This is a genomic window from Pseudomonas sp. B21-040, assembly GCF_024748695.1.
GTDB lineage: Bacteria > Pseudomonadota > Gammaproteobacteria > Pseudomonadales > Pseudomonadaceae > Aquipseudomonas.
This window is the reverse complement of record NZ_CP087176.1, coordinates 296,856-314,163: the sequence shown is the minus strand read 5'-3', so window position 1 is coordinate 314,163 and position 17,308 is coordinate 296,856. Positions and strand designations below refer to the sequence as shown.

The window sequence follows — 17,308 nt, the reverse complement described above, 5'->3', positions numbered from 1 at the left end:
GGCGAGCAGTCTCAAGACGACTGCCGCCTGTTTGCTCAAGGTATAACGTCGGTCGTTAAAGAAACCGATCAGCTGTTCCAGTGAAAAACCAGGTTGCGTGCAGCGCCGCTACCAATGTCTGTCGTATCCCGCCGCGTTTCTCCATTGCGAGTCGCAACAACGGTGTATTTGCCAGGAGGCAGCTGGACATAAACCAGCGGGCCAGCCTGACTCAACGTCAACACTGTTTGCCCCGCTGCTTTCTGAATCACCACCTCTACATCGGGTATGTATTCATTCCCGGACCCGACAGAAAACGTCATGTGCAGGTTGTAACCCGACGTCTGCTGGATGGCCTTTGATTCATCCTCACCGATACCACCGTTCAGGTAAGTGATGCCGTTCTGCGCTTCACGCTGGACCTGTACGCCTGCGTTATCAACAGGATCAAGACTGGCCGCCGGCGCGATCCCTGGAAAAACCAGCACACCGACAGCGATGAGGGGCAACATGAATGAATGGAAGTTTTTCATGATGACGACTCCCGGGCTCTGTAGAACCCTATCGTTACCCCTTTTTAGACGCCTCGCCGAAGGCCAGGGTTTTAGATTGATTGGTACTTTGGCTCACGGCGAAATGGACTACAGGTTGTATTCCACAAACGTGCTCTGACGTCGGCTTGCTCCTGCAAAACGGATCCGGCATTTCCTTGCGAATCACCAGCGCCATCCTGCATCGCCGAATGGCGCTCCCTTGTCATCCTCTTTCGCCTGTTCCTTCAGCCTCGTCAAATCCGATCACCTGCAAGACCCACAACTCGCCTCACTGGTGGGCAATCTTGGGGAACTGATCCGCCAGGCACGTCAAAAGGTGCTGCGCGCGGTCGATACCGCTCAAGTACAAACCTGCTGGCAGATCGGGCGGCATATTGTGGAGTTTGAGCAGGAGGGGGCCCGGCGGGCAGGTTATGGCAAGCAGTTGCTGTCAACGCTGGCGAAGGTTCTGACAGCCGAATTTGGGAAAGGCTTTGATGCCTCCAACCTTCGTTACATGCGCCTGTTCTATCAAGCATTCCCAATGTGTGACGCACTGCGTCACGAATTGAGCTGGACCCATTACCGCCGCCTGTTACGAGTCGACAATGACCATGCTCGCCACTGGTACATGAACGAATCAGCCATTCAAAACTGGTCCAGCCGTGCGCTGGAGCGCCAGATCAACACGCTTTACTACGAGCGCCTGCTGGCGAGTCGGGACCGCGATGCCGTCAAGGATGAAGCAGATACCAATATCCAGAAAATGCGCGCCAGCCCCAGGGATTTCATTCGTGACCCCGTCGTACTGGAGTTTCTTGGCCTGCCCAACGCAGGTCAGGTGCTGGAAACCGAACTCGAACAAGCACTGATCAACCAACTTCAGGGCTTTTTGCTCGAACTGGGCAAAGGATTTGCCTTTATCGCCCGACAGCAACGCATCAGTACCGACAGCAAAGACTTTTACATCGATCTGGTGTTCTACAACTATCTGCTCAAGTGCTTCGTCATCTTCGACCTAAAGCGCGGCGAATTGACCTGCCAGGACGTCGGCCAAATGGACATGTATGTGCGCATGTACGACGAGCTCAGACGAGGACCGGAGGACGGCCCCACTGTCGGCATCATTCTCTGCGCCCAAAAAGATGAATCAGTGGTGCGTTTTTCAATCCTGGAGGGTAATGAGCAACTGTTCGCCAGCAAATACAAACTGGTGCTGCCGAGCGAAGAGGAGCTTCGTGCGGAGCTGGATCGGGAGCAGGCAGCGCTAGAAGAACGACTGCTTTATCAGAAATCACGATAGTGCCGGTGGATTGCTCCCAAGCAACGTGAAGACTATCGTTAGCAACTCCGCGCAAAGGCCCGAAACCTATGAATGTGCAGGACATGCCGCCATTGGCGCCGGCAGAGATTGTGCTGTCGCAGCCCACCCTGGCTTGCGGCGAACCGTTCAAAGAGCCCGCCGCAGATGGCTTCATGCTCGGCGGCTTCACGTGGCGGCACGCCCGGCAGGATGCAACCCGCCCGGTCGTTATCATCAACGCCGCCACCTCGGTACGCTGCCGCCACTACTCGCGTTTCGCCGATTACCTGTTCGCCAACGGTTTCGACGTGATCACCTTCGACTACCGAGGCATCGGTGAGTCCCGCCCCACCTCAATGAGAGATCTCGACGCTTCATGGTCCGATTGGGGCGCACTGGACTTTGAGGCGATGCTCAGGCGCGCTCAGCGAGAATTCCCCGGCCAGCCCTGCGATGTCGTCGGTCATAGCTTTGGAGGCTGTGCAGCGGGCCTGGGAGCCTCTGGGCGTGTCATTCGGCGCTTGGTGACGGTAGGCGCTCAATTTGCTTACTGGCGCGATTACGCGCCGGCCCACCGCTGGCGAATGTTTGGCAAATGGCATGTAGTGATGCCGCTGGTGACGATGCTTTATGGCTACTTTCCCGGAAAACGCCTTGGCTGGCTGGAAGACACGCCTGCCGGCGTCGTGCATGACTGGAGCACGCCCACCGCCCGCTACGAAAAACGCCCCAGCGGTCGCGTCATCCACGCCAGGGACGGTGGGCTCCCGTTCGCTAACGTCAGCGCAAAAACCCTGGCCATCAGTATCAGCGACGATCCTTACGGCACCGTTGCGGCCATTGAACGCCTGCTCGGTTACTTCACCGGCAGTACAAACACCCACCTGAGAATCGCCCCCGAAGACATCGGCGAAAAAGAAGTCGGACATTTCGCCTTTTTTCGCAGCGCATACCAAGCCACACTATGGCCCATTGCATTGTCCTGGTTGCAGACCGGCGAACTGGCCCCCGATACCCCCGGGCGGCAAGTCCCGCGCAACTGAGCCCCTCAACGAATTACGGAACGACACCCATGGCCTCCGCCAACAAGCAGCACAAACGCGCCACTCGCGCTAAAGCCAAGGCCAAGCAAAACCGCACGCAGCGGGCAGCCGCACCGGTCGAGCTGGACCCGAACGATGATCGCATCGACTTCGAATCGGTGGACCTGACCGAACTGTTCAAGAAAATGATCGACGCCGAAAAAATCAGCCAGCAAGCGATGTGCGTAGCCTTCCTGGAAGACCCGCTGCTGGAGCTGGTGTACGAGCAAGAAGGCGAAGAAGGCGCGATGGACTTCATCCTCGCCGCGCTGATCGAGTACCGCCAATGGTCGACCGAAGCAGACGAGGCCGGCGCCCTGGCGTGGATCGAATCACCGGCCTTCCAGGCCGACTATGTCGCAGCGTCCGATATCATCGCCGCCCAAACCCAACAGAAAACCAACTGAGTTCCCATGGCATCCCTGAACAAGCAACAAAAACGCGCCAAGCGCGCAAAGGCCAAAGCCAAGCAGATCAATATCCACGGCCGCAAACCCGCCGCGCTGGACGATGACCTTGGCCATCTCGATGAGCCGATCCCGGAATACACCCTGGCGATGTTCAGCAAAATGCGCGATGCGGAAGCCGTCAGCCGCAGTGAAATGCTCTCGGTGTTGCTGACGAACCTCGCCTTTATCATCATCGACCACCCAGAACTGCTGGACATGGAAAACGCCGACGACGAAGGCATGGCTGCCACCCACCTGGCCGCCGACATGCTGATCGACTACCGCATGTGGGCCGACGGCATGGACCGCGACGCCGCCCAGGCGTGGCTGAGCGAGCCACAGTTCATCGCCGATTTCGGCGCTGCATTGGATGTCTACCGTGAGTCGCTGGAAGAAAAAGCCGAGTAAGGATTACGACTCAAACAAAAACGGCCGCTCGTCATCACTGACAGCGGCCGTTTTTTTTACCTGCAGAAGCTACAAGCCTCAGGCAGCCACAGGATTCAGACGCGGGATTTCCATGCCGATCTTGGCACTGGCGTAGCTAAGATCACCGCTGGCAATGGATTGAGCCTTGAAGCCGGCACCGATCAGATCCTTAACGTACAGCTTGTTGTAGATGAACATGAACACGAGGTTGCTGAGGCTAAAAGTGAAGCAGGCCACGACAAACATGATCGCTGCCCACTTGAAATCACCACGGAATAAAGCCGGGAAAAAGCCAAAGAAAAACACAGTCCACGAGAAGCCGATTGGCGCTTCTTTCATGGCACCGGTATTCGGGTTTTTGAACACAACCGATGTAAACGCCATGCCTGTCTCCTTGATGCCCCAATGGGTTGGCTGAGTGGCCGGGCTAGCTCCATGCAGCGCTGACTCTGATCTGCCGCTTGAACGGCAGGCACACGCAAATGCATCTGTGAACACACCGCAGATGAAGGAGCAGGCAAGAAAGGGTCGGGGGGCTTTTAGCCGCAAAGGCTGAGGGCGTCGAACAATCCGTGTCCTGAAACTCCATCGTATCCCGTAACAGCGAGATACACATTCGGTGCAAAGGCTACTATCTCGCCATCATCGTGTCTATCCGCTTACTACCCAATAAAGCACCTGAATGAAAGGCAAAAAAACGACCGCGATCATTTCTGATGGCGGTCGTTTCGGTGCCTCAACAACAATTGGCTTGAGTCAGATATCTCAGCGCGCCAAGGCTGCGCTCAGCTTCTCATTGTGACGACGACGAGCTACCAGCACGCCTGCCGCGACTACCAACAGCGCCAGCAGGCCGGTCGCGAGAATCTCTACGCGATGCGCTTCCTGGAACAACATGATGGTCAGGGCCGCCACGATGAAAATGATCACCGCGTAGGTCAAGCCCGGGAACAGCCACATGCTGAAGGCAATTTTTTCACCGCGTGCCATACGCTGTTTGCGCATACGCAGCTGGGAAATGGCGATCACCAGGTACACCAGCAGCGCGATGGCGCCGGAGCTGGCCAGCAGGAACTCGAACACCGCAGCCGGGGCGACGTAGTTGGCGAACACGGCGAGGAACGCAGCACCGGTCGACAACATCACAGCCCAGTACGGCGTGCCGCTCTTGTTGGTGCGCTGGGAAACGGCCGGTGCGTCACCGCGCTTGCCCAGGGAGAACATCATGCGCGAGGCGGTGTACAGCGCCGAATTGAGGCAGCTGGTCACAGCCACAAGTACCACGATGTCGACGATCAGCTTGGCATTCGGGATGCCCATGCGCTCAAGCACAGTCTGGTAAGAACCGACGCTGGCCAGAATCGGGTCGTTCCATGGCACCAGGGCCACGACGATGAAGATCGACACGAGGTAGAACAAGCCGATCCGCCAGATAACCGAGTTGGTCGCCTTGGAGATTTGCTGGCCAGGGTTTTTCGATTCCGCGGCCGCGATGGTCACGATCTCGGTGCCCATGAAGGAAAACATGGTGGTCAGGATCGCGCCCAATACCGCGCCCATGCCGTTTGGCAGGAAGCCCTGGGTGTCGAACAGGTGCGAAACGCCACTGACCTGGCTGCTTGGCAGGAAGCCGAAGATCGCCAGAACGCCAAGGACGATGAAACCGATGATCGCTACAACCTTGATCAAGGCGAACCAGAATTCGAACTCACCGTAGTTTTTGACGCTGAACAGGTTGGTCACCGTCAACAGCAGGGTGATGATCAGCGTGAACGCCCAGATCGCCACGTTCGGGAACCAGGCGTGCAGGATGGTGGCGGCGGCGTTGGCTTCCAACGGGATGACCAGCACCCAGAACCACCAGTACAGCCAGCCGATGGTGAAACCGGCCCAGTGACCGATCGCGCGATCGGCGTACGTCGAGAAGGAGCCGGTGTCTGGCGAAGCAACAGCCATTTCACCGAGCATGCGCATCACCAACACCACCAGCATACCGGCGGCAGCGTAAGCCAACAGCACGGCCGGGCCGGCGGCGGCGATGGCGTGACCCGAGCCTACGAACAAGCCGGCGCCGATAACCCCGGCAATCGACAGCATGGTCACATGACGCGGTTTAAGCCCCTGTTCGAGGCCATTGGAGTTTGGGGTACTGCTCATTGAAACTACCTTTGTAAGGAAAAGCGAATGCATGCATCCCGCCTGGTTTTCTTTCTCGTAAAAAGAAACCAACGGGGCGTTCTGGATTCTGCACGCAATAATTGCGCCAAAATGTTTCAAAACCGTCTATCACGGCGATCTCGACCTGACCGGACAGTCATCGCAAGTCATTGAAAGTAATAGCACTTCGCCAGAACGTTACCCTGCGACTCACTTTTCCAACGAGCGCGCGCACCAGAAACACATCCGGTAAACGCTCGACGCACAATAAAAGTGCGGATCAGGAACGTTTGGCCGCTTAGCGCTTCCAACACCCCGCCAAAGCTGGCAACATCGCGCCCTTTTTTACGCCACCCGCGGCTGCTTTGTATTTAAAAGCAGGATCAAACGGCTGTTCGGTTGATAGCAGCGCGACAGTCTGCTGTACCGATGCGACAACCTGCCACATCACTTCCGTTTACCGCCCATAGCGCTGTTGGCTGCCATTCAAACGCTATGCTAGCGTGGCCGCCTCGCCAGGAAGGCCGCCAACAGCAGGAGCGAAACACTATGAGGAACGCACATGGCTGAGGCCACGCCCGCGCTTGAAATCCGCAATTTGCACAAACGCTACGGACAGCTTGAGGTGCTCAAAGGCATCTCGTTGACCGCCCGCGACGGTGACGTGATCTCGATCCTGGGTTCTTCCGGTTCCGGCAAGTCCACGTTCCTGCGTTGCATCAACCTCTTGGAAAACCCGCACCAGGGCCAGATTCTGGTAGCCGGCGAAGAACTCAAACTCAAAGCGGCGAAGAACGGCGAACTGGTCGCTGCCGACGGCAAGCAGATCAACCGCCTGCGCAGCGAGATTGGTTTTGTGTTTCAAAACTTTAATCTCTGGCCGCACATGAGCGTGCTCGACAACATCATCGAAGCTCCGCGCCGCGTGCTCGGCCAGAGCAAGGCCGAAGCCATCGAAGTGGCCGAAGCCCTGCTGGCCAAGGTCGGCATCGCCGACAAGCGCCATGCCTACCCGGCGCAACTGTCCGGCGGCCAGCAGCAGCGCGCCGCCATCGCCCGAACCCTGGCGATGCAGCCCAAGGTGATCCTGTTCGACGAGCCCACCTCAGCCCTTGACCCGGAAATGGTCCAGGAAGTACTTAATGTCATCCGTGCACTGGCCGAAGAAGGCCGCACCATGCTGCTCGTGACCCACGAGATGGGCTTCGCCCGTCAGGTCTCCAGCGAAGTGGTGTTCCTCCACCAGGGCCTGGTAGAAGAGCAAGGATCGCCACAGCAGGTGTTTGAAAACCCGCTTTCGGCGCGCTGCAAACAATTCATGTCCAGCAACCGCTAACGGAGCTCCCCACATGCAGAACTACAAAAAGGTCTTCCTGGCTGCCGCCGTCACCCTGGCGTTCAGCGCCGGTGCCATGGCCGAAACCCTGAAGATGGGCATCGAAGCGGCCTACCCGCCATTCAACAACAAAGATGCCAGCGGCAACGTGGTCGGCTTCGACAAAGAAATCGGCGACGCCCTGTGTGCCAAGATGAAAGTCGAGTGCACCGTGGTCACCTCCGACTGGGACGGCATCATCCCGGCCCTGAACGCGAAGAAGTTCGACTTCCTGATCTCCTCGATGTCGATCACTGACGAGCGCAAGGGTGCGGTGGACTTCACCGACCCGTACTACTCGAACAAGCTGCAATTCATCGCCAAGAAAGACGCAGACTTCAAAACCGACAAGGCTTCCCTGCAAGGCAAAGTGATCGGCGCACAACGTGCGACCCTCGCCGGTACCTGGATGGAAGACAACATGCCCGACGTCGAAGTCAAACTCTACGACACTCAGGAAAACGCTTACCTGGACCTGACCTCTGGTCGTCTGGACGGCATCCTCGCCGACAAATACGTCAACTACGAGTGGCTGAAAAGCGACGCCGGCAGGTCTTACGAATTCAAAGGCGATCCGGTAGAAGAAAGCGACAAAATCGGTATCGCTGTCCGTAAAAACGACCCGATCCGCGAGAAGCTGAACGTCGCACTGAAAGAAATCGTCGCTGACGGCACCTACAAGAAAATCAACGACAAGTACTTCCCGTTCAGCATCTATTGATTCTGACCTGCCTGACCGGCGCCGCTTTATAGCGGTGCCGGTTCTCGGCATTGCCTGCCGCGATTTGAAAAGAAATCCATGACTATCGATCTCTACGGATTCGGCCCGGCGCTCGCCGCCGGCGCGCTGATGACTGTGAAACTGGCACTCTCGGCCCTGTGCCTGGGACTGGTGCTCGGTCTGCTCGGCGCCTTGGCCAAGACTTCGCCATACAAGCCGCTGCAATGGCTTGGCGGCACTTATTCGACACTGGTTCGCGGTATTCCGGAATTACTCTGGGTGCTGTTGATCTATTTCGGCACGGTCAACCTGATGCGTGCCATGGGCGAGTTTTTCGGTAACCCCGACCTCGAACTCAATGCCTTCGCAGCCGGTGTGATTGCCCTGGGGCTGTGCTTTGGCGCCTACGCCACCGAAGTGTTTCGGGGCGCGATTCTGGCGATTCCCAAAGGTCACCGTGAAGCCGGCGTGGCGTTGGGTCTGTCGAAGTTTCGCATCTTCACCAAACTGATCATGCCGCAAATGTGGCGCATCGCCCTGCCGGGCCTTGGCAACCTGTTCATGATCCTGATGAAAGACACCGCGCTGGTATCGGTCATCGGCCTGGAAGAAATCATGCGCCACGCGCAAATCGGCGTGACCGTGTCCAAGCAACCGTTCACCTTCTATATGGTGGCCGCGTTCATGTACCTGGGCTTGACCGTGCTCGCCATGAGCGGCATGCACTTAATGGAACGACGTGCCGCTCGCGGCTTCGCGAGGAGCACCCAATGAACTGGGAAGTCATCATCAAGTGGCTGCCGAAACTGGCCCAAGGCGCAACGCTGACCCTGGAACTGGTGGCCATCGCCGTGATCGCCGGTTTGCTGCTGGCGATTCCGCTGGGCATCGCGCGTTCGTCACGACTCTGGTACGTACGGGCATTTCCCTACGGCTATATCTTCTTTTTCCGCGGCACGCCGTTGCTGGTTCAGCTGTTCCTGGTTTATTACGGCCTGGCGCAGTTTGATGTCATCCGTAATAGCTCCATGTGGCCGTACTTGCGCGATCCGTTCTGGTGCGCCACCGCGACCATGACCCTGCACACCGCTGCCTACATCGCCGAGATCCTGCGCGGCGCGATCCAGGCGATTCCGCCGGGTGAAATCGAAGCGGCGCGCGCGTTGGGTATGTCTCGCGCCAAAGCGCTGTTCTATATCATCCTGCCGCGAGCCGCGCGCATCGGCCTCCCGGCCTACAGCAACGAAGTGATCCTGATGCTCAAGGCCAGCGCCCTGGCCAGTACCGTGACCCTGCTGGAACTGACCGGCATGGCCCGCACCATCATTGCCCGAACCTACCTGCCGGTGGAGATCTTCTTCGCCGCGGGCATGTTCTATCTGTTGATGGCTTACGTGCTGGTTCGCGGCTTCAAGCTGCTGGAGCGCTGGTTGCGCGTCGATGCCTGCCAAGGGCGTTGATTCCTCCTGCGTGCTGACGGGCGAGGCCCTGCTCGCCCGCTTCACGGCGCTGGATGCTTTTCTGATCGAGCATCAAGCGCTGTGGAAGCCACGGCCGTTTACTCATCTGCACCTGCCTTGGGAAACGTCCTACCCTGAATTGTCCTTGTGGCTACGCAACCGCTCGCTGGACGACGCGGAAAGCAGCCACAACCACCCTTGCTCGTTGAGTGCGCCGGAGCCATTTGCTTCGTTGGCGGCGCTGTCGCTTGAGCTGAGCCAGGTGGCTGAATTGCCGGCGCACGCACTGCAAGCGGCCGGGCATCGCCTGAACGTCGATGTGCCGGGGCGCAAGTGGCAGCAGATTGAGGCGTTTGCCAGTCGCCTGTCGTTTGCTGCGCCGCCGAGGCATTGGCTGGACTGGTGCTCGGGCAAGGGCCACCTGGGCCGGCGTTTGCTGCAAACCGGGCAACAACTGACCTGTCTGGAATACGACCCGGCACTGGTGGCCAGCGGACAGGCACTCAGCCAGCGTCATCACTTGCACGCACTGCACGTCGAACAGGATGTACTGGCCTCGGATGCTGCATCACTACTGCACAACGGACACACACCCGTCGCGCTGCATGCATGCGGTGACTTGCATGTGCGACTGATCCAGCTCGCCAGTGCGGCAGGTTGCAAGCAACTCGCCATCGCGCCGTGCTGTTATAACCGGATCAGTCTTGCGGCCTATCAGCCACTTTCCTCTGTGGCTTTACGCTCCGACCTACAGCTGTCCCTCGACGATCTCGCCCTCCCGATGAGCGAAACCGTCACCGCCGGTGCACGCGTGCGCCGTCAACGTGACACCTCCATGGCCCGGCGTCTGGGTTTCGACCTGCTGCAACGGCAACTGCGCGGCGTTGATGAATACCTGCCGACTCCGTCCCTGCCCAGCGCCTGGCTGGACAAACCCTTCGCCGAGTACTGCCATCATCTGGCCGCGCTGAAAGAGTTATCCACAGTTGGCGCGCAAGATTGGTCCGCACTCGAAGCCGCTGGCTGGCAGCGCTTGGCGCATGTACGCAATCTGGAGCTGCTGCGCGGACTTTTCCGACGCCCGTTGGAGCTATGGCTGGTTCTCGACCGGGCACTTTTCCTCAGGGAGCAGGGCTATACCGTTCGTCTGGGCACCTTCTGCGAAACTCCGCTCACGCCGCGTAATTTCCTGCTTCTGGCAGAACGCCCTTAAAGCAATTCAGACCTGTGGATAACTCTGTTGATGAAATAATCGTGGATCCAATAAACACGGCTGTTTCAGAGCTGAAACTAGTCTGTTCACTTTTCGTACACCTGCGAAAAAAACCAGAAAAACAGGCATTTGCGAACAAATGAGAACGGGTCCGCAAAAACAGTAATGAAGGGGGCAAGGCGTGCGGCCCGATGTGCATAAGCATTCAATGCAAAGGACATAAGCGCCGAAGTCAGGACGCCAGACCGGGGAAATTGCACCGCTTCGTGACTCTTGTTATACACAGACGCAAGGACGCCGACAGCGCGACCACCCACAAGAAAATTCGACCGACAGGATGCGACAGTGACGTTCATTTCTTACGCACAGAATTTCGAAGACATCCGCCTGTGGCGCGCCCTCAAGACTGTCGAGAACGGCTTCTATATCGATGTCGGGGCCAACGACCCCACCCATGACTCGGTCACCAAAGCGTTCTACGACCATGGCTGGACCGGCATCAACGTCGAACCGATGCCCAACTACTACGAAGCCCTGTGCCAGCAACGTCCCAAAGACACCAACCTGCAATGCGTGGCCGGCGAAAGCGCTGAGAGCCTGACCTTCTACGGCATCGCCGGCACCGGCCTCTCGACCGTCGACCCGGCCATGGCGCAAATGCACAAAGACGCCGGCATGGACGTGCGCAGCCAGACCGTCAAATCCCGCACCCTGACCTCCATCTGCGAAGAGCACGCGCAGGGCCGGCCGATCCACTTCCTGAAAATCGACGTCGAAGGCCACGAAGAAACTGTCCTGCGCGGCATGGACTTCACCCGGTGGCGGCCGTGGGTCATCCTCATCGAAACCCCGTGGGAACGCGACCAGACCTGGGAAACCCTCGTCACCGGCGCCGGCTACCAGTCCATCCTGTTCGACGGCATCAATACCTATTACCTCGCCGAAGAACACCTGCACCTCAAACCCGCCTTCGACATCCCGCCCTGCAACCTGGACAATTTCCAGTTCTGCAAAGGCCACAACTTCAGCCACCCCGTCAGTGACGCCGAACACCAACTCACCGCCGCCCTGCAACGCGCCGAACAGGCCGAAGCACAGCTGCGCGCAATGCAAAACAGCCGGACCTGGCAAGCCATCCAGAAACTCAAGAAAACCCTGCTTCGCGCCTGACCTGACACCTGCGCAAAAATAGTCTGAATTCAGGGGTTTACAGAACCAATCCAATCGCTATAATCGTCGCCCAACACGCCGGTATAGCTCAGTTGGTAGAGCAACTGACTTGTAATCAGTAGGTCCCGGGTTCGACTCCTGGTGCCGGCACCATACAAGGTTCCAGAGAAGGCTTTCAAAATCTCTAGAACCCCCGAAAAACCCGCCTTCTGGCGGGTTTTTTCGTTTTGGGGTTCCATCGGTTTCTGTCAGAAACTGGTGGATTCCAACCGTTTTAAGGGTAGAGTTTGGGATACAGGTCACTTCGATAAAAGGGAGTACCCTTATGTCGCGCACCACAGCTCCGCTCTCTGACGCAGCTTGCCGCTTGGCAAAACCTACAGACCGCGCCTACAAGCTTTTCGACGGCGATGGCCTCTACCTCCTAGTCCAACCTAATGGCCGCAAAGGCTGGCGGCTCCGTTACGTCAAACCCGACGGACGGGAAGGACTGACCTCGTTCGGCAACTACCCCGTCATTGGCCTCGCCGATGCGCGCCGCAAGCGCTTGGAGGTCAAGCGAATGCTGGCGGATGGCATTGATCCCATAGAGACCAAGCACCAAGCCAAGGCGGAAGCCGTGATCAAAGGCAGAACCTTTGAAAGCGTTGCGCTGGACTGGCACACGGAAATGTCGGCCAAGTGGGCACCAGGCCACTCCAAGACTGTGATGAGCCGCCTCAAAACCCACGTTTTCCCGCTGATCGGCACCCGCGCCATTGTCGACCTCGACACTCATGACCTTATGCAGCCCTTGGAAGAGATCAAGAAGCGCGGAACGATAGACGTTGCTTTAAGGGTACAAAACTACCTGCAGAGCATCATGCGCGAGGCAAAGCGCCTCCGGCTTATCACCATAAACCCTGCTTACGATCTCGAAGGCTCGATCAAAGCCCCGCGGGTGGTACATCGCCCCGCTCTACCCTTATCGCGACTGCCGGAACTGCAGGAGCGGATCGACACCTATAAAGGCCGGGCACTTACCCGTCTGACGGTGATGCTGTCGCTCCATGTGTTTGTACGATCCAGCGAGCTGCGTTTTGCACGCTGGAGCGAGTTCGACCTCAAGCGCGGCACCTGGGAGATACCGGACACTCGACCCGCGTTGGAGGGAGTACCCTTTTCCACAAGGGGTACGAAGATGGCAGGGGATATCCATTTAGTACCCTTATCGCCGCAAGCAGTGGCGCTACTCGAAAAAATCCATGCACTCACAGGCAAATTCGCATTGGTCTTCGCAGGTGATGCCAAACCCTGGAAACCCATGTCCGAAAATACCGTGAACAATGCGCTACGAACGATGGGATACGACACCAAAACCGATATCTGCGGGCATGGGTTTCGTTCGATGGCATGCAGCGCACTGATCGAGTCAGGATTGTGGTCGGAGACAGCCATTGAACGGCAGATGAGCCACAAGGAGCGGAACAACGTCCGCGCCGCTTATATCCACAAGGCCGAGTTCATCGAGGAGCGCAGGCTGATCATGAACTGGTGGAGCCGGTACCTGGAGGCCAACCGGCAGGAGCATGTCACTCCACACGAATTTTCAAATCAGACCGGAGCGAACGTCACTCGTCTAAAGTCAAAACGTGGCGGAATAGAGTAAACGACACTCACGAAATCTGAGCTTTAACCTTCAACACATTAATCACCCAACGAATATCATTTAATACGGGAGGGGGGAGCACTTTAAGATGTCCGTTATTTGCAGCCAAGAGACGCTGCTGTATCGCCAATCCAACGAGCCTGCTTCTTAATTATATCTTCGCTCTGTAGCGCACATCGGAGGATTCCACAGAAAACATCAGAAGAAAGCGTCTGACTGGTTAGATGTGTGCGTTTTTGTTTTATATGGAGTTTTAGATCATAAACATCTAAAAACTTAACACTGCTAAAATCCACCCAGCTAGGGAGTAGAAGAATATTGCCTGGCGCACCCACATAGTAGCCTGCTCTGGGCGGGCCCAGTGAGCACGCCGGATTCTCGATCAGCCCATTCGATTTAGAAGTGAAAACAGCAGTAACTAGGTCTTCTTGATCTGGACTAAGTGCTAGAATAATCCAATATTTTCGCTCACAACACCCAGTTTCTTCGTTTAGATAATAACAATCGTCTTGCCAGATCTGAGCTGGCGCTAAATTCAGCCCAACCATAATTCAAACGGACTCTTGGCGTGCAGCAGCGAGGGCTGCTTGGTACATTGCATTCTCAGATGCTATTGCTAATAGGTCTTCTCTTTCTGGTGCGTCTTCTTTGATCGAGAGTTCGTAGGGTATAGGTTTATGTGCCCCATTACCGTTGTTCCAGATTTTATCCCAAGCGCCGTTTTGCTCATGAGTGACATCGATCATTTTAGGGGAAAATGTTTCTTTGTAGCGGCTAACAAGATTATTCATGATTCGAAGTTGCCTTGGTGTAAACTCCTCATCATCAAAGCTTATACCTTCTTTGACCACTACTTTTTGGCGAACATAATCGACTACTTGCTCTGAAACTATAGTCACTAAGCCGGCAAGGTCATCATTTAACTCTTCCCACTCCTCCATAAGATCAATGGGTACTGGCCCAAACTTCCACGCCTGATAATCGCCACCTGTAACACTCTTCCCTGTTTGACGAAAATGCTCAAAATCAAGTAGATATAGAAGCTTAAAAAGTTTTATTTTCCCGCAGACCTTAGTGTTATCAGCAAAGAAAATAATCGCGTTAACAAGGCGGTTTCGTGCCGTGTTAGCCATTCGTACTACCCCATTCTCTGTAAAGCCATTGCTTACAGTGTAATTTATATTTATAAATAATATCAAAAGTCAATATCTTTCGCCAGTGAAATTTAAGATTTGCCTAGCCCATTCCCATAAACTATGACCCCCACTGGTTACCTTGGCATCTTTTTATTTTCGTGAATATATATAACCAATTGATTAAATTAATATTCCAATTTTTAGGCGACGTAGAACCTTCTGATGCTCCTCAATTTTGGAAAACCCCTCGGGACCAAGGAATCACCGTCAACCCTTACACCCCCATTCCTTGATTGAGGCTCTGGAGCTCCCGACCCACCGCAAAATGATCCTGCATGCCATAACAGCTGGGGCGGAATAATCCCGCAGCGGAGTCCGCGTACATTTTCGAGATTTCGCTGATCCGCTCGTCCACGCGGGTCCATCCAAACAGGGCTGCAAAGCCGCCCTGCTTGGATGGACCTCACTTAAAAAATCTAAAGCCACCAACTGTCTGTGGAAAACCACTGATTTCCACCGGTGGATAATTTCATCCACAGCCGCAGAACTCCCGAAAATTCGAGCCTTGACCCGAATTATCCACAGGCGTAGAAAAGATCGGGCAAAGCGCTGTCGTTGACAGCAACCCAGGTAGCCAGAGCCTTTGAGGCTACGCCACACCGTGGTGGTTCTCCCAAAGTGCGATTAGCATCCGGCGGCTCGCACGGTCACAGCGATGTGATGGATGCCTACTTCTACCAGAGTGCCCACTGCGGCAACTCATACCCCTTTATAGCTGCCCTGCAGCAACCTATCCGCTTGGCCATTTCATTGCGCCAACCTGCGCCCGTCTCTTTCTCCCGGAAAGAGACGGGCGCTCCTACCGCTGCTGCAGCCCATCTCGTACAAGGCTTTGCGGCATTTCCCCTCGTGACAATCGGCGTGACAAACACCGAAGTCACCAGCAACGGCGATGCAGATGATGGTGCCGCAGCCTACGGAATGGACTGCACCTGACTGACAGTCAGGCATGCCCCGGTCATCGCTTCACTGCCCTCACCTGACTCAGGATCTCGCGGCGTTGGTTTCGTCAGCCTATGCAGCCCCCACCCGCCCACTTCCTCGGAAGTGTTCAGGAGGCCAGATCATGAGATGCCCAAGCTCCCGGTCGTAAAGAGCCGCCAGTCCCGCGTTAGTGGACAACCCTCACAGGTCGCAGGGGCCTTGATCCCTGATAACACTCAACATCCATGGCGGGATGACGTGGGGAAGGTTTTAAAAGTTTTGTCTTCGAGAGGAGTTTGATCATGGCGCTGGTCGGTAAACGGGATGGGCGCAATTTTGGCTATGGCCGGCAATTGAGCTACGCCGGGCCGCAGGCGTTGAAAGACATGTTCGGCGGCGGGCATTACGGGACTGTCCAAGCGCACAGTGATCGCTGGCTGGCCTTTGTGCGCTGGTGTCGCTCGGAGGATGGGCCAGGGTTCAACGATGCGCGGAAAATTGTTCGGCAGACCTTGCTGGACTACGCCAGGCATCTGCGCCAGCAAGTCGAACAAGGAGCTATCGGCATCGCGACTGCGCAAAACCGATTGTCCAGTGTGAACAGAACTATGGCCGCGCTTCGCGGTGATCAGTCTGTGAAAGTGCCGAGCCCAAGCAAGGCGTTGGGAATGCATCGGGCCAGTGTTCGTCGCTTAGTGCCGCAAGGCCAAGACCGCGAATACGTGAAGCGGATCGTCGACGAGCTTTGCGAACATCAGCAGCCGCGCGCTGCGGCCATCGCTAAGTTAGCGCGAGCCACCGGCATGCGTTTGCGTGAAGCGATTTTGGCCGACCTTCCTCGACTACAGCGGGAAGCCAAGCAACTCGAGAGGATCAACATCCAGGACGGCACCAAAGGTGGTCGCGGCGGAGCAACAGCACCTCGCTGGATCATCGTAGATGACCATGTTCGCGAAGCGCTCAGATATGCCGAGCAGGTCCTACCGCATGGTAGCCACAACCTACTAGCTCCGAACGAGAGCTACCTCGATTTCCAGCAACATGTCGTACGCCCCGCCCGAGACATCCTCCATACGTACAACCTCAAAGGCTTCCACGAACTGCGCGCGGCTTATGCGTGCGAACGCTATGAGCAGATCACCCATCACCTAGCGCCCATCAACGGTGGCAGGTGCAAGCGCCTCGATCCAGGCCTTGATCGAGAGGCACGCATACAAATCAGCTATGAACTCGGGCACGGCCGTATCGACGTGGTATCGGCTTACATCGGTGGTCGAGCATGAGCAAGCCATTCGATATGAAGCTGTTCCTGGTGGGCGTTCTGACCGGATCGCATTCCACCCGCAAGCGTCACCTTCGTCAGGCGAAGGCCATTCAAGCGGCTATTTATTTTCGCTGGCACCGAGATAATCCATGGACCTGGCAGCGAAAACATATCGACTGGTTTCTAAATCAGCACCTGAACCAGCGCAGTGAATCCACGCGCTATTACTATCTGCTGACCGTGCATTTGCTCACTATTCGCTTAGGTAAGCCATGGCATTTCAAAGTTGTAGGCCAAGGTCAGCATCTATAGCGGATCTCGGGAGAGGCGCTGACCAACGTTTACATCCGGTTTGACCATTGCACGCAAAAAGGGCGACAGGGCTAGATCGGCCAAGGACGGAAA

Annotated in this window: 17 protein-coding genes and 1 tRNA gene; 14 read left to right on the top strand and 4 right to left on the bottom strand. The window is 56.5% G+C overall.

What is annotated here, in order from left to right; genetic code table 11:
* Positions 1 to 68: 68 nt before the first annotated feature.
* On the bottom strand, positions 69 to 512 hold the full coding sequence (locus LOY55_RS01460; RefSeq protein WP_046031249.1) for a hypothetical protein: 444 nt from the start codon (positions 510 to 512) through the stop codon (positions 69 to 71).
* Between the two features lie 220 nt (positions 513 to 732).
* Between LOY55_RS01460 and LOY55_RS01455 the strand changes: the two genes are divergently transcribed.
* The 4 genes from LOY55_RS01455 to LOY55_RS01440 all read left to right on the top strand — a co-directional run bounded on the left by LOY55_RS01455 (position 733) and on the right by LOY55_RS01440 (position 3,754).
* Positions 733 to 1,815 carry a YhcG family protein gene (locus tag LOY55_RS01455; RefSeq protein ID WP_408980972.1) on the top strand — a complete coding sequence of 361 codons (1,083 nt, stop codon included), beginning with the start codon at positions 733 to 735 and terminating at the stop codon, positions 1,813 to 1,815.
* Positions 1,816 to 1,883: 68 nt separating this feature from the next.
* A complete protein-coding gene (locus LOY55_RS01450) occupies positions 1,884 to 2,858 on the top strand; it encodes an alpha/beta fold hydrolase (RefSeq protein WP_223524244.1) in 975 nt (324 codons plus the stop codon).
* A 29-nt stretch (positions 2,859 to 2,887) separates the two neighbouring features.
* Positions 2,888 to 3,304 (top strand): hypothetical protein, encoded by a 417-nt coding sequence (locus LOY55_RS01445; protein WP_223524242.1) that lies wholly within the window; start codon positions 2,888 to 2,890, stop codon positions 3,302 to 3,304.
* Positions 3,305 to 3,310: 6 nt separating this feature from the next.
* Positions 3,311 to 3,754 (top strand): hypothetical protein, encoded by a 444-nt coding sequence (locus tag LOY55_RS01440; RefSeq protein WP_046031253.1) that lies wholly within the window; start codon positions 3,311 to 3,313, stop codon positions 3,752 to 3,754.
* 78 nt (positions 3,755 to 3,832) lie between these two features.
* Here the strand turns inward: LOY55_RS01440 and LOY55_RS01435 are convergent, their stop codons facing one another.
* Together LOY55_RS01435 and gabP are read right to left on the bottom strand one after the other, a co-directional pair.
* Positions 3,833 to 4,159: a hypothetical protein gene (locus LOY55_RS01435; RefSeq protein ID WP_046031254.1), complete on the bottom strand. Its 327-nt coding sequence runs from the start codon at positions 4,157 to 4,159 to the stop codon at positions 3,833 to 3,835.
* A gap of 381 nt (positions 4,160 to 4,540) precedes the next feature.
* The gene (gene gabP, locus LOY55_RS01430) at positions 4,541 to 5,932 is read right to left on the bottom strand and encodes a GABA permease (protein ID WP_046031255.1); all 1,392 of its coding nucleotides are present in this window, start codon (positions 5,930 to 5,932) and stop codon (positions 4,541 to 4,543) included.
* A 562-nt stretch (positions 5,933 to 6,494) separates the two neighbouring features.
* Between gabP and LOY55_RS01425 the strand changes: the two genes are divergently transcribed.
* From LOY55_RS01425 to LOY55_RS01390, 8 genes are all read left to right on the top strand, one after another.
* Positions 6,495 to 7,268: an ABC transporter ATP-binding protein gene (locus LOY55_RS01425; RefSeq protein WP_007897462.1), complete on the top strand. Its 774-nt coding sequence runs from the start codon at positions 6,495 to 6,497 to the stop codon at positions 7,266 to 7,268.
* Positions 7,269 to 7,281: 13 nt separating this feature from the next.
* Positions 7,282 to 8,028: an ABC transporter substrate-binding protein gene (locus tag LOY55_RS01420; protein ID WP_223524240.1), complete on the top strand. Its 747-nt coding sequence runs from the start codon at positions 7,282 to 7,284 to the stop codon at positions 8,026 to 8,028.
* 78 nt (positions 8,029 to 8,106) lie between these two features.
* Complete coding sequence (locus tag LOY55_RS01415; protein WP_046031257.1) at positions 8,107 to 8,802, top strand: ABC transporter permease; 696 nt, start codon at positions 8,107 to 8,109, stop codon at positions 8,800 to 8,802.
* Positions 8,799 to 9,488 carry an ABC transporter permease gene (locus LOY55_RS01410; RefSeq protein ID WP_046031258.1) on the top strand — a complete coding sequence of 230 codons (690 nt, stop codon included), beginning with the start codon at positions 8,799 to 8,801 and terminating at the stop codon, positions 9,486 to 9,488. The genes LOY55_RS01415 and LOY55_RS01410 overlap by 4 nt, the downstream gene beginning before the upstream one ends.
* A complete protein-coding gene (locus tag LOY55_RS01405) occupies positions 9,469 to 10,701 on the top strand; it encodes a methyltransferase (protein ID WP_223524236.1) in 1,233 nt (410 codons plus the stop codon). Before LOY55_RS01410 ends, LOY55_RS01405 begins: the two co-directional genes overlap by 20 nt.
* Positions 10,702 to 11,046: 345 nt before the next feature.
* Positions 11,047 to 11,871: an FkbM family methyltransferase gene (locus LOY55_RS01400; RefSeq protein ID WP_109785325.1), complete on the top strand. Its 825-nt coding sequence runs from the start codon at positions 11,047 to 11,049 to the stop codon at positions 11,869 to 11,871.
* 77 nt (positions 11,872 to 11,948) lie between these two features.
* A tRNA-Thr gene (locus LOY55_RS01395) sits at positions 11,949 to 12,024 on the top strand.
* 172 nt (positions 12,025 to 12,196) lie between these two features.
* Positions 12,197 to 13,519 (top strand): integrase arm-type DNA-binding domain-containing protein, encoded by a 1,323-nt coding sequence (locus LOY55_RS01390; protein WP_258667513.1) that lies wholly within the window; start codon positions 12,197 to 12,199, stop codon positions 13,517 to 13,519.
* A 551-nt stretch (positions 13,520 to 14,070) separates the two neighbouring features.
* Here LOY55_RS01390 and LOY55_RS01385 read toward each other — a convergent pair.
* Entirely contained in the window at positions 14,071 to 14,652 is a 582-nt protein-coding gene (locus tag LOY55_RS01385) for a Panacea domain-containing protein (RefSeq protein WP_258667511.1), read from the bottom strand.
* Between the two features lie 1,289 nt (positions 14,653 to 15,941).
* Between LOY55_RS01385 and LOY55_RS01380 the strand changes: the two genes are divergently transcribed.
* On the top strand, positions 15,942 to 16,922 hold the full coding sequence (locus LOY55_RS01380) for an integrase domain-containing protein (RefSeq protein WP_258667509.1): 981 nt from the start codon (positions 15,942 to 15,944) through the stop codon (positions 16,920 to 16,922).
* Positions 16,919 to 17,215 (top strand): hypothetical protein, encoded by a 297-nt coding sequence (locus LOY55_RS01375; RefSeq protein ID WP_258667507.1) that lies wholly within the window; start codon positions 16,919 to 16,921, stop codon positions 17,213 to 17,215. The genes LOY55_RS01380 and LOY55_RS01375 overlap by 4 nt, the downstream gene beginning before the upstream one ends.
* Positions 17,216 to 17,308: the final 93 nt, after the last annotated feature.